Raw genomic sequence first — 14,861 nt, 5'->3', positions numbered from 1 at the left:
AAAATTGTTTCTCCTTTTTAGCGATGCGGATTTCAGCCCTTACCGGTTTGAGAAAGTCCAGGGCGGCTCTGTAACCGTACTGGATCCGGCAACTCTGCAATTGAAGGATGAGTGGAGGACGAGGATCGATCCGTTCGATCTAGCCGTGGACAAGAAAGGCCATGTATTCGTCACGTCCGGTTCCGGACAGCATACAATGATCATCAATTATGACCGTGCGACCAAGCAGGAGCTCTCGTTTGCATGGATCGAGGATGCGGATTATGTGGAGCTTCATCCTTTTGAGGACAAGCTTTATTCGGTGAGTACAGCCGTATCTCCCCGGGACATCTCCTGTTACACCGTGTCACCTGACGGCAAATTCATAGATTCGAAGGATTCTCTTTATCATGGGGAGTATGAATTTTCCGACGCCCTTGGAGTCACGCCGAACGGTAGGTATGTCGTGAACGGATCCGGCAATGTTTTTACTTCATCCAGCAATCCGACGTTGAACATGAAATACATTGCGGCCATTGATAAGTTTGAGGCGGTGGCAAGCGACCCCGAGAACCCGCAATATTTCTATACCGGTTTAAACAATGTCATTAATCAAATAACAGCGATACGTTGGAAAAAACGAAGGTAATTCTGCCGAAGGGGAATGTCGTCGGAATGGTTGACGCCAACAAGCATTTGATCGCGCTAACGAAGATTATCAAGCCCGGCATCCCAGCTCCTCAATATGCTTTGGAGATCCTGGATCTACAGTAGCGCGCTAATCCCAGCCATGTCGGCTGGGGTTTTACTTTTTCTTGCTTGCAATCTATATAAGGGGATTCGAAACAAAGGATTGTAAACAAACGGAAAGTCTGTAAAGATTAAAGCACTTAGAGTAACCGGCAAAAAGGGGTAGCAAATCGTACATAAGGAGGTAGGTACAATTCACAGGAGATGGCTTATCATCATGATATTATTCTTCGTTGTTGGAATCGTGGGCTGCAATTCAGATGTTCTGAATGGAAAAGAGATGGTCGGCATTAAAATCGAATGTGCGGACGGCTGCAAGACGATGAAGACACCCCCATTTACAGAAAAGATTGTGACTTATGAGAATGTCGATGAACTTAGGATATTCCAGCGAGCAAACAGTAAAGCGGTAAAAATGCAAGGTGAGCTAGATTACAGCGTTATGTTTTTCATGTATCTTTCGTTTGAAGATGGCACACAAAAGAAATTCGTATTAAACGTTGCTGACGAAGATGGTCGTACCGCCTTACTGGTCGATACAGCGGATAGCGGGCAAGGCTACACAATACCCAAAGATCAGACGAATGAACTGAGAAAGATCATCTATAATGGCTAAATCATCATCAGAGTTCTGATCGTGCACACCTTTGACATAAGCTTGGCGAGTCAATGCCGCTAAGTCATAATTGAGGCATCTCATTACTGTTTTGTCAAAGAAGGATGAAGTCAGGATTACTAAAGAATGGTTAGGGCTTTTGCGATTATCACTATTACAGGTTCATTGCTCTTTCTTCTCTATGCGTTAGTCCGGGCCATCATTTTTATATTCTTTCTGTGAGTAAACGGAGACAATATGATTTCCATACAAGGAGGACAATATGGAGAACCTTAACTTTTGGCAAGGTGAGAAAGTAAGATTACGCGGAATTGAACCAAAAGATAGCGAAACCCTGTTTCAATGGAATTTAGATAGCGATGCAATAAAAATGGTGGATGCTGTATCACTTCCTCATTCATACGAGAACGTTCAAGAATCATATAGAGGAATCCTCTAAAAAAACACCCGATGGAGATTCATTTAACTTTGCTATTGAGAATAGAGAAGGAGAGTTAGTGGGAGAGATTCGCACGTTCAATTGTAACCGTAGAGTGGGCTCCTTCAAGTATGGTATTTTCTTTGCTCGACCTTATTGGGGGAAAGGGTATGGAAAAGAAGTAGTTTCGTTAATTTTAAAATATTATTTTAAGGAACTGGGTTATCAAAAAGTCACTGTACATGTGTACTCATTCAATGAACGTTCTATTTAGTTTCATGAAAAACTAGGTTTTCAAAAGGAAGGGCAATTACGAAGAATGAATTACACAGACGGTAGATACTACGATGATATTTATCTTGGAATGACACGAGAGGAATATGAAGAAAAACTGATTTAAACACAATAAAATTCCGTTAAAATAAAGGATAGTTCTATCGTTTCCCATAGAGCTATCCTTTGTATTTGAAGGAGGGATTCCTGGTGAGAAAAATTGTGCCTTTGTTGGCGCTTTTATTTCTTTTATCCGGCTGCATGACCTATCGCCGTAAGTTGGAAACGATTCAAGAGGGGCAATAACAGGCAAACGGGTGATGAAAATGGATTTCAGCCAATTAGAGCAGGCTTTGAGGGATGGCAGAGTTGAAGAGGCAATGAATACAATATCGGAGCTGGGAAAACAGAGAACGAAAGAAGCAGTTCCGCTGCTTATCAAATATTTAAAACTTACGGATAACAGCATTTTGAGAAATGAAATTGCGATTGCGTTAAGTGACATAGGGAGTCAAGAAGCTGTCGAGCCACTCATTGAAATGCTTAAGGACCCCAAAACACTGGGTAACAGAGGAACGCTTTTATTCGCTTTAAGACCATTTGATTATACTGAACACCTCGATGGAACCGACAAAGTTATCGATAGACAAGGCGGTTAGTTCACCGAAGAAAGAAGACGATCAAAATAATGGAACGTATTCGGATAATCCTTGGATCATTAACCGGCGTTATAACTTCTCTAGGATGCTTTATTTTTTGGTTATCAATTGTGCTGCATAGTGGGATAACGTTTTTCTCTCTCAGTTTGTATCTTTTACCAGTGTGCATGGCCATGATTGGATCTCTAGTTCGCAAACGATTGTACATAGTAATCGCCGTACTTTGGCTGATTCCAGCATCTATGTTTCTGAACTTTAGCTACATATATCTCAGTTTCTATATATTATCGATCATATTGCTGACTCCAGAATTCAAGAAAAATCTAAATGCTTTTTACCAGAAGTGGTTAAAACTTTGATAATTACGCTAACATCTAATGACGCAAGAAGGGGGATAAAATTGCGAACGATATTAGCTTTTATTGTTCTGTCGGCATTTGTAGGTCTAATTGGATGCGGTGATAACGATTCGGAGATTGGTGATTACGTCGTCCAAAAAGCAAATGAAGATGGGCATCTTAAGATACTTGTCGTGAGTAATATTACTAAAAGTGGCTCAACAAAATCTGTTGCCGAGTTAATGAAGAACGATGAGAATTTAATGTTTTATCACATAGATGACTATAATTTGTATAAAGATCTACGTATTGGCGAAAAAGTTACCGTTAGACCAAAAACGTCTATCGTAGATGGCAAGCAAGTAGACAACAATGGATTCATACCCTCCACAGACATATGCCGAAGAAGTTATTAGACATTCCCGAGGGGGTGCGTCATTTGACAATTAGAGCACTAACAGTAAGTTTAATCTCAGTTATTACGATTGCTATTTTAAGCGGATGTCAGGGAGCAACTTCAGTCGTTTCTGAAGAACAAGCAAAAATAGCAGTTAAAATGAAACACGAGCAAAATAGCAAACATGGGGAAATCAAAATTGTTTCCATTAAACACAACCAGGGTGAGTATGAAGTCCAGTGGGAAAGAAAAAGCAATTGTGAAAGTGGAACGGATTATGTGAGTGAAAAAGACGGTAAAATCGTTGGCGGCATGTATCAGATATGTTAGATTTTTTATACAACTTCAGTAACAATATGAACGGAGTGCAGATTAATGATTGACAAGGTATTCAAATGGATTTTTATATACGCTGTACTAACTGTCGGAATTCTAATGCTGCTTGCCTTTAACGGAGCTGATATTTACTTTATTCTTCTGTTCTTGTTACTCCTTAATATTATCGCCTTGCTGACGATGGCTGGACTATTTGCGTCTTATCTTTATGAGAAAGAAAATGAAAATTAAAGTGAGAAGAATACATTATGCATGGGTTATTTTAGCTGTCTCATTTATCGGTGTTTTAGCCGCTCAAGGAGTACGATATTCTTTTGGTGCCTTTATGGATCCGTGGGAGCAGGATTTTGCTTCCTCCAGAGGTACAGTTTCAGCCGTATCATTTCTAAGTTTCATTGTGTTTGCACTATCACAGCCAATAGTCGGCAAGTTGATTGATCGGTTTGGAATTAAACTTATATTTTTAGTCAGTATGATTATTTTAGGGGCAGCAACCATTCTCAGCTTTTTCGCAACCACCATTTGGCAGTTGTTTTTTTTATACGGCATCATTTCTTCATTAGGATTCGGAGGAGCTTCAGGCGTAACAGCCACTGTTGCTGTGACAAAATGGTTTCATAAAAGGCAAGGACTAGCGTTAGGTATCGTTGAGGCTGGCTTCGGAGCAGGGCAAATGTTATTGGTTCCCAGTTCCCTTCTTTTAATCAGCCAATTTGGCTGGAGAATAACCGTTCTTTTACTAGGCGGTTTTCTTATTGTTATTGTTTGCCCCATACTCGCTTTCTTCTTAAAATCAGAGCCTTCAAAAATAGGTATAAAAGCTTGGGGGCAAGAGGCTGAAGGAGATAAACCGGAGACAAAGGACATCCCAATAAAAAAAAGTAATGGGACGAGATCTTTTGTTTAGTCGTGGATTTTGGTTTCTTATCATTCCATTCTTTGTTTGTGGATTTACAACGACTGGATTAATGGATACCCATCTTATTCCTTTTGCCCAGTATTGTGGATTCTCCGTCTCTACTACGAGTGCTGCTGTAAGTTTATTGGCGGCATTTAATACAGCAGGAACGCTTGCAGCTGGTTATTTAGCTGATCGTTGGAACAATAGCAGATTGCTGGCTTACATCTATTTGGTTCGGGCTTTTTACGCTTGCTTTTTTTAGTGATTATGACTAGCAATTATGGCTCATGAGTATCTTTTTTGGAACATCCGTGGTTACTCGTATTATTTTCGATTTCCTTTGGTTTGGTTGATTTTTCAGTAGTAGCTCCTACTCTTAAGCTATTAACTAGTTATTTTCCAACAGGAACAATTGGTGTAGTTACAGGTTTACTCTACATGAGTCATCAACTGGGCTCCGCATTAGGTTCCTATCTTCCTGGAATATTATTCGACACAACCAACAGCTATCAAGTTTCATTTGAAATATCGTTTGTCTCATTGATCATTGCAAGCATACTGTCTATGTACTTTCCAAAAACCAATAAATATAAAAAGCTAATCTGGGAGTGGAATTAATGAATGAAAGCATTATTGTAAAGGAATATTCCAGCGAGTATCAATCACAAATAATTGATTTAATCCTTTATATTCAGCAAGTCGAATACAATGTTCCGATAACTATACAAGACCAGCCCGATCTATTAAATGTTGCAAATTTTTATCAAAATGGTATAGGGAATTTCTGGGTTGCACTGCATGGGGATAAAGTCGTAGGCACAGTGGCTTTACTAGACATTCATAATCATCAAGCAGCCCTAAGAAAGATGTTTGTAGCAAAAGATTACAGAGGAAGAACATCAAATACAGCTAATTTCCTATTAAACAATGCAATGGCATGGGCAAAGAAAATAGATATTAATAAGATCTACCTTGGAACGACTTTGCAATTTGTAGCAGCCCACAGATTTTATGAGAAAAACGGTTTTCAAGAAATATCAGCTGAGGATTTACCGAAAAACTTTCCTATTATGAAGGTAGATAAGAAATTTTATAAATATGTTGTTTAAAAATGTTATTGTACGAGTTGGAGGCTAGGTGTAGGTGAATGTATTTCAGTCAGTGGAACCATTTATACCACGATTAAAACTCTACTGCCATAGACTTGCGGGAAATGAGTGGGATGCAGAAGATTTGATGCAGGAGGTACTCACTAAGGTATATCGTTCGCTGCAGCAATCACCTAATCGAGAATTCGGGTATGCTTTTCTTTTTCTTATTGCCAAAAATACTTGGATTGACCATTGTCGCAAGCATCAAACATCAGGAGTGACTTCCGTTTTCAATGAGGATATGCACCCGACGACCTACACAGGGTTGAACGAATTACAGATTCGAGAATTGCTAGAACAGCTTGCCGATCAATTGAACTCCCGACAGATGGTTCTTATCCTTATGATGGACATCTTCAAATTCAGTGCAGCAGAAACGGCCGAACTTTTAAGCACAACCGTTGGGGCAGTGAAAGAGGGACTTAAAAGAGCTCGTCACCGCTTACGGGCTCTGGCTACTAAGTCCCGGGAAGGTGCAAACAAGATAAAACTCGAAGCCGAGATTTCCGGCATCTACTCGTTCACATTCCGAGATCCGAATGGTCATTTAATCGCTTTTTTTCAAGAGATTTAGTTAGCCCGTTTCTTTTCATCATTTTCTATCGTTTATAGTTGTGAAATGATCAGGATAAAGGAGATGCAACGATGGCTGTTCAAGTCAAAAATTATGCAGTAGTTCAATTACCCGTCAAGGATTTGGAAGCTTCCGTGAACTGGTATCAGCATGTATTGGGAATCCCTTTTACCTTCGAGTTTCTCAGGTAGATAACATTCAGAGCGTATTTCAGGAACTCAAGCAAAAAGGAATCGAGACCGGCGAGCTGATCTATAAAAAGAGCGGTGGCTACAGTTTTACACTTCGAGATCCGGACGGCCACTTATCCAACTTGTGGGGCGGTTGGCCATCAGCTGAGGATGAACTAGCGAACCATCAATAAGACCATCTCTCGTTACCAAGACGGACTGCCGTTTAGTACTGACAATAGAAATGGAGAATAATAATGTTACTATCAAACGCTCAATATATGGACGAAAATTTCAACATCGTTAAAGGCAATTTAGTTATTTTAGACGGTAAAGTCTGGGTAAGGGAAGGCCACTACACTTCTGAACAGCCCGTTTTAGATTGCTCGGATTATATTATTATTCCAGGTCTCTTTAATGCTCATTTTCATAGTTATTCTTTAACAGCAAAAGGACTGGCGAAGGAAAAGAAAATCGAAGAGTGGTCAAACAACGATCGCCAGGGTAAAATTCAGCAAAAGTATTTTGAAAGTGTGGAGCAGTTGACCAGTGATGAGTGGCAGACCCTATGTATGAAAGCATACGTTGAAATGGCTAAGAAAGGGATTTCGTTTGTAAGTGAGTCCGAACCAGGTAACTGGCCGGATATAGCGGCTGAGGCGATAAATAAGGTCGGCATAAGAGGATTGGTGGATTCGTACGATAAAGTTGGAATGTACGGTGGCACCAAGAGTGGGAATGTTTCCTTTGGTACGCATCTGCTTGAGGAAGAGGACATCACAGACGAGACTATGGAGGCGTGTGTGACAGCTAAAAAGGCGTATAGCACCAGCTTGTTTCTAGCGCATTGTATGGAGAATGACTGGAGAAAGAATCTTATTCACTCCAAATATAGCCGTTCATCGGTGCAATTATATAAAGAAAGAGAAATACTAGATTCAAATACGATCTTATTCCACGCGACTCATGTAGATCAACTCGATATTGATCTCATCGCTCATGCGAAAGTATCCATCGTTCACTGCCCAGTTTCAAACCTTTGGTCTGGGGCAGGCATCGCTCCGATTGGGTCTATGCTTGAAAAGGGAGTTAACGTTTGCCTCGGCACGGATTATTCCAGTACGGATATTTGGGAAACTATGCGAATTGCGTATTATTTACTGAAATATAATGTATCCGTGGATCGATTTAATGCACAGGATATTTTTAAAATGGCCACCCAGAATGGGGCGAAGGCTTATCAACAGGATTTATTAGGAAAAATAGAAAATGGTTCATTTGCAGACTTAGTTTTTATTCGGAAGAATCAACTTATTCCAACTGTTCATACGGATGGGTTTTCAACGATTGTCCATAACCTGCTGTTTGAGACGAAAGAAGAATCCATTCATCACCTGATGGTTAACGGGGAGTGGGTAATGTATGATCGAAAAATGATACGGGTGGATGAAGAGGCAATTAACACAAAATATAAAGAAGTGCTAAGTAAGCTTTATTCTTAGTTAGAAGCACTATCAAGCAACTTTTGAACTGCAGGATACATTCTGGGGAGCAAAACATGCAAACCTGGTTGATAAATTTGGAGTTGGCTGGTTGCTAAATTATCAGAAATAAAGGGTTCAGGTAATTAACAGCAGTTCACCGAGGTGGACTGCTGTTTTACTAATTTGCAACCAGTAATCTTACGCTGCGTCTAATAAAGTAGGGGGGGAGGATATTGAAAAGTATTATAAGTACTTTGGTTGCCCTATTTGTTTGTGTGTTTTTGCTTGCTGGGACCGTCAATGCAGATTGGGCGTATGCCTTTGTTGTATATGATGATAAGACATACATAATTTCCGACTCTGAAGTGCGTCCCTCTGAAGTCGGTTCAAAAATCGGTAAAGTCACAAAATACTCGGATCAAGAAGGCACTTATTCAGGTAATTTTTCGAATAGCTTCCCATCAGGCACAGAGTATTACAGAATCGAGGGTATTCATGCAGGTGAAGCAATCGCTATTAAGCACAGTGACGGGCGATTTATACAAGCTAATTATCATGGCGAATATGCCGGCAGCAAGCATAACTGGTTAACGTATGGAGTGTATCTTGTTGCGGGGCTCATCGTCACATTGGAAAGAGGGAGACGTGGATGAACGTGAATGAACCTGCCGGTTTCTGGATTCGCTTCGGCGCGTTAATACTTGACGCGATCATCATTGCCGTACCGCTGACCATCATCTCGGTGCTTATTACAGGAGGGCGGGCAGAAGATGAGTATATCTCAGATATATTGTCGTTTCTGTACTCTTTGCTAACTCCCGTCTTTTGGAACGGTTACACTATCGGCAAACGCATATGCGGCATTCGTATTGCTACGGTCGACGATGGAGAGCCGCCGGGTCTGGGGACAATGCTGTTGCGCAATGTGGTGGCCTACCTCGTATATGCCTCACCTTTGGCATTGCCGTCATTATCAGCGCGATTATGGTCGGGGTTCGAGAGGATAAACGATCGATTCACGATTTTATTGCCGGTACGGAAGTCATTCGGGATTAAACGAATGGCACTGCCTCAATAACAGCGTCAGAGGAGGTGGGAGGATTCTCATGCGAATAATAAGGATGATATTGGGAGCCGCATTGCTGTTTGGTGTCACGGGCTGCGGGGATGAACAAGCGACGGTTGTTCCGGCGGCGTCAAGCTCTGCACAAGTATCGGGAGCGCATTCTCAGGAAGCAGTGAGATCCGCCGATCAAGTTGTGGTGAGTCGCTCACTCAGATTCGGGAGTGTCAATGCAGCGCCTTACGGTAGTTTTTCAGAGAAAGGGGAGGTTGATGTCTTCGTGAAGGCGGTTCATTCTGCGGACAAAATTCAGGGCATACTCGATGTGGTCCAGCCTGATTACGACGTCGTGATCGAGCAAGACGGCAAGCGGTGGGAAATTCACTTGTGGCTCTTTGCTCATGCGGAGCACGGCATGTATACATACGTCTCCGATACGGGCACGGGATACAAGCTCACAGCAGAATCAACCCGCGAGTTATATAAGCTGATATGGGGCTTAAGGTACGAACCGAAACAAGCGGCAGCTAACGGGGATTTCGTGAACGCACACGGCAAGCTAAGCAACTTGGATGTTTGGGAGAAGTTCGTGGCGAATGTGAAGGCCGGCATCCGAGACGAGGTCCAAGTTGTTCAATATACGATCGAAGGTGGACCGATCTTCGACAATCTGTCGTTCGACGGAGAGACAATTATGCACAAGCACGACAATACGCACGATGCCCACGGGTCGCCTGCCAAGCGTTTCGAATTCTGTAAATCGATCGAGGAGAAAAACTCGGACCGCGGCACGGAATATAATCTGACCTCCTGCGGCGAAGGTTCGAGCTTGAAAGGGACGTTCAATCTAAACTTGGAGAATCAATGACATGTGGTGAGTTAATGGAGATTAATTGGAAGGCATTGTGGATACTACTTGTACTTTTAATTTTAGACTTAACTCTGTATCTTTTGAGCATCAATCAATATTATTTCGTATTCCTTAATTCAACTGGATTGATTTTTCCCATGCTACTGAATATCATTTTGATGTGCTTAATCGGATGGTTAAGCAAGCTCGAATGGGTTTTCATTGTAGCGATAGTCCTCTTCATTATCTTCCTCTTCTATTTGTATTTTTTTACCTTTTGGAGAACTGAAGCGAAATACACTTATCTCGATTCCCCCCAAAAAACGGAAACCTTAGTGATAAGACATTGGGTGGCCACTTTAGGAGAAAGTAATTTCATTTATAAGTTCTATAAAAATGTGGACCCACTCGGGCTTGTCATAAAGAAAGTAGATGGGCAGGATCTAGATTTCATGATTCGTCTTAATAAAACATACCTCACGGAAGATCAGGTACTGGATATCAATCATCCTAACTGGATAAGCGAAACACAAGTGATTTTTCAATCTATACAAGGGGAGAAAAAGATAACTTTGGAGTGATGCGTTAACCCGAATTTAAAGGAGGTAAGATCATGACTGATATTGCTAAAACGCCAGAAACACCTTACTATGCAGTGATTTTTACGTCTGAACGAACAGATGGGGATAACGGATATGCGGAAATGGCAGATGAAATGGTGAAACTTGCATCCATCCAACCTGGATTTTTAGGTATAGAAAGTGCCAGAGAAGGTCTAGGTATTACTGTATCTTATTGGGAGTCTCTTGAAGCCATACAAAAATGGAAACAGAACGAACGACATTTAGTCGCCCAAAGACAAGGTATATCTGATTGGTATCTCACTTATAAAACAAGAGTTTGTAAGGTCGAACGGGATTATGGATTTGAAAAACTCTAAAGTGGAAAGTATGAAAAACAATTATCGCCTGCTATTGATATTTGGTTTAGTTTTGCTTCTTATATACTCAGCTTATAAGTATGGAGATCATTTAAATAAACGCGAAACAAGCCGAGCGATTATCCAAGAATACTTACAAAATCAACAGGAGTATACGCACCTATTACGCCAAATCCTTAACCTTAAGACTTTCAAAGAAAATTCTGGCACATACAGCACTGAATTTGTCATCAAATTAAAACAAGTTAGTGAACAAATGTATTACAGCGAAAAGCTGCATTTGGCTTCTGGAAAAATCCCTGGCGAATATAGAATTTTAAATCAAGATGGGATGCTATTAATTGATTCGATATGGCGAGATGTAACCGAGCACCATCTCAGTGATACAGAAGTTCGGATCAAGCTTCAAAATTTCACGATTAAACTTGAGTTTATAAATAACGAGATCAATCGAAAGAATCTTGAAAACAAGAATATGGATACGATGATTAAAGGCCTTTTAGAAGTCATAAAACTCGCGGATGGGCACTAGATTCGATCAACTAAAACCAGCTAATAGTTTGTCAACATTTTTCTCTTAAATTACTTAGAATCAACCCTTATACTGAAAAAGGGCATGCTTAAGAACCTTCTTTGTAGATGCTTGGAAGGTTTTTCGTTTGGATGAGAAGTGTGGGTTTTAAGCTAAATCAAGGAAGGACTCTTTCCTTATTAACATGGCGTACACCCAGTGAAGGAGCTTGTTAATGCAGGCTACAATTGCTACTCGGTATGGTTTTCCTTCTTCACGTTTCTTATCATAGAATGTCCGTAGCTTCTTATTCCTAGAATTCCTCAGCCCACATAAGACAGCAAGATAGAGGGCATGCCGTAATTGTTTAGAGCCTCGTTTGGTTATGCGGTTCGTTGTCGCGGTAAACTTTCCCGACGAATAAACACTGGGATCGATTCCAGCGAAGGCGACTAATTTCTTAGCGTGATTAAACCGATGGATTTCCCCGATCTCAGACAAAACCGTTGCAGCGATTCTGTCACCGATTCCGGGAATCGATTGGATAATCATAAACTCATCAACTTCTTTAGCAAGAGCATCGATCTTATTTTCAAGGTGGGCTAGATGCTCTTGGTATTGAAGGAGCAGGTCGATGTACAGCTCTATGCTAATAAGATGGCTGTTATAGTTGGTCTCCTGAAATGGATTGTTTGCTGCAGCGTTCATAATAAGCCGGGCTTTATCCTTGGCCCAATTGTCTGAACGTCTGGGGCAAAGACATGCGATCCGATCTGCCAGTTTAGCTTCACCGGACTTCATAATGAATTTTGAAGTTGGAAACTCCTTGAGAAGCAACAAAGATACTCTGGAATACAGATCCCCAAAAACTCCTCTGTATTCGGGAAAAACTTGATCCAGCACAGCTTGAAAATGCAGTTTAGCTTGGACATACATATGAGTAATTGATTCGTGCTGACGTGTCAGGTGACGAAGATTGAGTAGCTGAATTCCTCTTTGTTTGTGGGTTTCGAACTCCTCTTTGTAGTAAAGCTGACAGAGCTGATAGGCATCCACAGCATCTGTTTTCACTTTACGAAGACTAGACTTCTTGGCTTGGTAGGATATGAGTGGATTTACCACTAAGAACAGAATATCTTGTGCTTCAAGAAATTGTACAACAGGCTGATGGTAATGCCCCGTTGATTCTAAAAATATCCAGACCAATGACCGGATTCATGATGTGCTCCCTTCATTATTTTATTGCCGGCAACCCCTATACTGACTCGTAGTTCCACAGCATCGCTTGTTATGCGAGATCCAAGTCCCAACCAGCTAAAACATGGTTTCTACAAGTAGGGGGCGAACAGTTTTAGCGACGGGATGTGTTCCCAGGGGTACGACCGTTCTGCCCCGGCTACCGATAAATACACCACTGAAAGAAAAATGGTCAACCAGTAAAAACTGGCTGACCTCATAATACGAAGGGTACGATTGTTAAATAAAAATACGCAAGAGCAGGTCACCGCGGCAACCTGCTGTTATTGTTAAGTTAAGGGAAACTGAATCAGCCGGTAAATTCTTGAACCCATTCGCCTTTGAAGTAAGCAATACCGATGTTGGTAAAGCTACTGTTCAAGATGTTCGCTCTGTGTCCTTCACTGTTCATCCAGTCGTTCATCACTTGCTCAGGACTGGTTTGGCCTTTGGCGATGTTCTCACCTGCTGCGTTAAAAACGATCCGGAACTTACCCATCATTTCGAAAGGGGATCCGTACGTAGGAGACGTATGATCGAAGTAATTGTTATTGTACATATCCTGCGCCTTGGCCATAGCCATTTTGGACAAATTGCTGTCCATGCCAAGGGGACTGAGGCCTGCTGTGGCTCTTTGTTTATTAACCAATTGCAGAACTTGCTGCTCAAATTCAGTTTCATAAGATGCTTGTTTCGTCGAAATAGAGGTTTTCCGTGCCCCCGGAGTAGCTATTGATGATGCCTGTGTTACGGTAAGGGACGGTGCAGCAGTATGGGCGGGAGTCTCAATTCGTGATTGTTTAGGAACCGTTTGATTGTTTGTCGTGTTGTCATTGGCCGCACAACCTGTTACCAGTAATAATCCTGCTAATACGATATATTTCTTCAAAGTATCCACACCCTCGATGCAGTAATGTACTGGCAATAGGCAGAACACCTGATACTTGTTCTGTCGATCGTCAGTTTCTTGGATTAATGTGCCCCTGGATACATTGTCTCTATCCATAGGCATCGGGGCTGTGGAGCAGGCGGCTAATCGTCGTCCATACATCGACGCTGTCGCTCCGCTGATTACTGAGGTTGATCACTGTCGCATGACAAGAACATGTTCCGAACTCGTCAAACGGAGGTTGCTGTTGCAGCCTTTTATTTTTTTATTGTAATCATATATTATTATATATATAATTTCATATGAGGATCAATTGATTAGGGGAGTGAATACGCCGGATGTACATAAACGGGGAATGGATTCAGTCCGATCAAACTTTGAAAGTCATCAATCCTGCCACAGGTGAACTCGTAAGGGAAGTGTACACGGTAGGCCGTGAAGAAACGGAACGTGCGATTCAAGCAGCGACTGCGGCTTTTGTTCCTTGGTCAAGGGCGACAGCCGACGAACGAGTGGCCTATTTACATAAGGTAGTGGCCAAGCTGGAGGAAAAACGGGAATATTTGGCGGAAATGATCACCAAGGAAATGGGAAAAGCGATTCATTATGCGCGTTATGAAGTGGGAAGCACGATTTCGTTTTTTAAATGGTTCGCCGAAGAAGCTCGCAGAATTTATGGAAGAACGGTTCCAGCTTCCGCGAACAACAAACGGATAACGGTAAACAAGCAGCCGATCGGGGTGGTCGGCGCGATCACGCCATGGAACTTTCCGTTGTCGATGATAGCTAGAAAAATGGGTCCGGCTCTTGCCGCAGGCTGCACCGTCATTCTGAAACCTTCCAAGGAAGCGCCGTTGTCGGCGGTGGAGTTGTTCAAAATTTTCGATGAAGCAGGCATTCCCAATGGTGTTGTCAATTTGGTCGTTGGGCAATCCGGAGTCATCGCCGAGGCTTTTATGAAAAGCAAAGAGGTCCGTAAAATTTCGTTCACCGGTTCCACGGATGTCGGCAAGCAGTTGATCCGGCAATCGGCCAACACGGTCAAGCGAGTTTCGATGGAATTGGGCGGACACGCGCCGTTCATCGTTTTTGAAGATGCCGACCTGGATTTGGCCGTTGCGGGGGCGATCCAGAGTAAATTCGCGTCCGCGGGACAGCAATGCGTATGCGCCAACCGAATTTACGTACATGACCTGATCTATGATGATTTTGCCAAACGACTGAAGGAAAAAGTGGTGGCGCTGAAAATCGGCAACGGACTTGAGCCGTCCAACCAGATCGGCGCAATGATCAACGAGAGCGCGATTGGTAAAGTGCAGGAGCAAG

General features: G+C 42.1%; 20 protein-coding genes and 2 pseudogenes. 20 read left to right on the top strand and 2 right to left on the bottom strand.

The window, feature by feature from the left end:
• The first annotated feature begins 4 nt into the window (after positions 1-4).
• The 19 genes and pseudogenes from SD71_RS15085 to SD71_RS15000 all read left to right on the top strand — a co-directional run bounded on the left by SD71_RS15085 (position 5) and on the right by SD71_RS15000 (position 11,431).
• Positions 5-628, top strand: a complete 624-nt coding sequence (locus tag SD71_RS15085; RefSeq protein WP_041064866.1) for a YncE family protein — start codon at positions 5-7, stop codon at positions 626-628.
• Between the two features lie 318 nt (positions 629-946).
• A complete protein-coding gene (locus SD71_RS15080; RefSeq protein ID WP_041064864.1) occupies positions 947-1,345 on the top strand; it encodes a hypothetical protein in 399 nt (132 codons plus the stop codon).
• Positions 1,346-1,607: 262 nt separating this feature from the next.
• Positions 1,608-1,784: a hypothetical protein gene (locus SD71_RS24235; protein ID WP_165418318.1), complete on the top strand. Its 177-nt coding sequence runs from the start codon at positions 1,608-1,610 to the stop codon at positions 1,782-1,784.
• Positions 1,723-2,037 carry a GNAT family N-acetyltransferase gene (locus SD71_RS26270; RefSeq protein ID WP_152619480.1) on the top strand — a complete coding sequence of 105 codons (315 nt, stop codon included), beginning with the start codon at positions 1,723-1,725 and terminating at the stop codon, positions 2,035-2,037. Before SD71_RS24235 ends, SD71_RS26270 begins: the two co-directional genes overlap by 62 nt.
• A gap of 319 nt (positions 2,038-2,356) precedes the next feature.
• Positions 2,357-2,695 carry a HEAT repeat domain-containing protein gene (locus tag SD71_RS15075; RefSeq protein WP_052476292.1) on the top strand — a complete coding sequence of 113 codons (339 nt, stop codon included), beginning with the start codon at positions 2,357-2,359 and terminating at the stop codon, positions 2,693-2,695.
• A 400-nt stretch (positions 2,696-3,095) separates the two neighbouring features.
• Positions 3,096-3,449 (top strand): DUF3221 domain-containing protein, encoded by a 354-nt coding sequence (locus SD71_RS15065; protein ID WP_041064858.1) that lies wholly within the window; start codon positions 3,096-3,098, stop codon positions 3,447-3,449.
• Between the two features lie 23 nt (positions 3,450-3,472).
• Positions 3,473-3,760 (top strand): hypothetical protein, encoded by a 288-nt coding sequence (locus SD71_RS15060; protein ID WP_041064855.1) that lies wholly within the window; start codon positions 3,473-3,475, stop codon positions 3,758-3,760.
• 226 nt (positions 3,761-3,986) lie between these two features.
• The gene (locus tag SD71_RS25955) at positions 3,987-4,673 is read left to right on the top strand and encodes an MFS transporter (RefSeq protein ID WP_326998761.1); all 687 of its coding nucleotides are present in this window, start codon (positions 3,987-3,989) and stop codon (positions 4,671-4,673) included.
• A complete protein-coding gene (locus SD71_RS25950; protein WP_326998760.1) occupies positions 4,666-4,929 on the top strand; it encodes an MFS transporter in 264 nt (87 codons plus the stop codon). The genes SD71_RS25955 and SD71_RS25950 overlap by 8 nt, the downstream gene beginning before the upstream one ends.
• A 38-nt stretch (positions 4,930-4,967) precedes the next feature.
• Positions 4,968-5,285 carry an MFS transporter gene (locus SD71_RS25945; protein WP_326998759.1) on the top strand — a complete coding sequence of 106 codons (318 nt, stop codon included), beginning with the start codon at positions 4,968-4,970 and terminating at the stop codon, positions 5,283-5,285.
• Positions 5,285-5,776, top strand: a complete 492-nt coding sequence (locus SD71_RS15045; RefSeq protein WP_041064849.1) for a GNAT family N-acetyltransferase — start codon at positions 5,285-5,287, stop codon at positions 5,774-5,776. Before SD71_RS25945 ends, SD71_RS15045 begins: the two co-directional genes overlap by 1 nt.
• 34 nt (positions 5,777-5,810) lie before the next feature.
• Positions 5,811-6,392 carry an RNA polymerase sigma factor gene (locus tag SD71_RS15040; RefSeq protein WP_052476291.1) on the top strand — a complete coding sequence of 194 codons (582 nt, stop codon included), beginning with the start codon at positions 5,811-5,813 and terminating at the stop codon, positions 6,390-6,392.
• A gap of 71 nt (positions 6,393-6,463) precedes the next feature.
• Positions 6,464-6,583 carry a VOC family protein gene (locus tag SD71_RS25035; protein ID WP_235427133.1) on the top strand — a complete coding sequence of 40 codons (120 nt, stop codon included), beginning with the start codon at positions 6,464-6,466 and terminating at the stop codon, positions 6,581-6,583.
• A 236-nt stretch (positions 6,584-6,819) separates the two neighbouring features.
• Positions 6,820-8,064, top strand: coding sequence for an amidohydrolase family protein (locus SD71_RS15030; protein ID WP_041064847.1), 1,245 nt, complete (start codon positions 6,820-6,822; stop codon positions 8,062-8,064).
• A gap of 215 nt (positions 8,065-8,279) precedes the next feature.
• Positions 8,280-8,699: a hypothetical protein gene (locus SD71_RS15025; protein WP_235427132.1), complete on the top strand. Its 420-nt coding sequence runs from the start codon at positions 8,280-8,282 to the stop codon at positions 8,697-8,699.
• Positions 8,696-9,102, top strand: a pseudogene (locus SD71_RS15020) (RDD family protein). The gene SD71_RS15025 and the pseudogene SD71_RS15020 overlap by 4 nt, the downstream one beginning before the upstream one ends.
• A gap of 50 nt (positions 9,103-9,152) precedes the next feature.
• Positions 9,153-9,977, top strand: a complete 825-nt coding sequence (locus SD71_RS15015; protein WP_082034272.1) for a DUF4362 domain-containing protein — start codon at positions 9,153-9,155, stop codon at positions 9,975-9,977.
• A gap of 595 nt (positions 9,978-10,572) precedes the next feature.
• Entirely contained in the window at positions 10,573-10,899 is a 327-nt protein-coding gene (locus SD71_RS15005) for an antibiotic biosynthesis monooxygenase family protein (protein ID WP_041064838.1), read from the top strand.
• Entirely contained in the window at positions 10,880-11,431 is a 552-nt protein-coding gene (locus SD71_RS15000) for a hypothetical protein (protein WP_152619477.1), read from the top strand. Before SD71_RS15005 ends, SD71_RS15000 begins: the two co-directional genes overlap by 20 nt.
• Positions 11,432-11,578: 147 nt before the next feature.
• Here SD71_RS15000 and SD71_RS14995 read toward each other — a convergent pair.
• Together SD71_RS14995 and SD71_RS14990 are read right to left on the bottom strand one after the other, a co-directional pair.
• A pseudogene (locus SD71_RS14995) lies at positions 11,579-12,607 on the bottom strand (IS110 family RNA-guided transposase); the annotation flags it as partial.
• A 349-nt stretch (positions 12,608-12,956) separates the two neighbouring features.
• Positions 12,957-13,544: a CAP domain-containing protein gene (locus SD71_RS14990; protein ID WP_235427178.1), complete on the bottom strand. Its 588-nt coding sequence runs from the start codon at positions 13,542-13,544 to the stop codon at positions 12,957-12,959.
• Between the two features lie 329 nt (positions 13,545-13,873).
• On the opposite strand from SD71_RS14990, the gene SD71_RS14985 reads away from it, so the two are divergent.
• Positions 13,874-14,861: aldehyde dehydrogenase family protein (locus tag SD71_RS14985; protein WP_041064832.1), on the top strand; the 988-nt coding region annotated here is incomplete at its 3' end.

The organism is Cohnella kolymensis (assembly GCF_000829465.1).
GTDB lineage: Bacteria > Bacillota > Bacilli > Paenibacillales > Paenibacillaceae > Cohnella > Cohnella kolymensis.
Note: the sequence above shows the minus strand (reverse complement) of the source record. Positions and strands in the feature narration are given on the sequence as shown.

Excerpts from the sequence above, each read along its gene's own strand:
- SD71_RS15045 (WP_041064849.1), top strand. The coding sequence starts at position 5,285 with ATGAATGAAAGCATTATTGTAAAGGAATATTCCAGCGAGTATCAATCA.
- SD71_RS15005 (WP_041064838.1), top strand. The coding sequence starts at position 10,573 with ATGACTGATATTGCTAAAACGCCAGAAACACCTTACTATGCAGTGATT.
- SD71_RS26270 (WP_152619480.1), top strand. The coding sequence starts at position 1,723 with ATGCTGTATCACTTCCTCATTCATACGAGAACGTTCAAGAATCATATA.
- SD71_RS25955 (WP_326998761.1), top strand. The coding sequence starts at position 3,987 with ATGAAAATTAAAGTGAGAAGAATACATTATGCATGGGTTATTTTAGCT.
- SD71_RS15030 (WP_041064847.1), top strand. The coding sequence starts at position 6,820 with ATGTTACTATCAAACGCTCAATATATGGACGAAAATTTCAACATCGTT.
- SD71_RS25035 (WP_235427133.1), top strand. The coding sequence starts at position 6,464 with ATGGCTGTTCAAGTCAAAAATTATGCAGTAGTTCAATTACCCGTCAAG.
- SD71_RS15075 (WP_052476292.1), top strand. The coding sequence starts at position 2,357 with ATGAAAATGGATTTCAGCCAATTAGAGCAGGCTTTGAGGGATGGCAGA.
- SD71_RS15015 (WP_082034272.1), top strand. The coding sequence starts at position 9,153 with ATGCGAATAATAAGGATGATATTGGGAGCCGCATTGCTGTTTGGTGTC.
- SD71_RS15080 (WP_041064864.1), top strand. The coding sequence starts at position 947 with ATGATATTATTCTTCGTTGTTGGAATCGTGGGCTGCAATTCAGATGTT.
- SD71_RS15000 (WP_152619477.1), top strand. The coding sequence starts at position 10,880 with ATGGATTTGAAAAACTCTAAAGTGGAAAGTATGAAAAACAATTATCGC.
- SD71_RS24235 (WP_165418318.1), top strand. The coding sequence starts at position 1,608 with ATGGAGAACCTTAACTTTTGGCAAGGTGAGAAAGTAAGATTACGCGGA.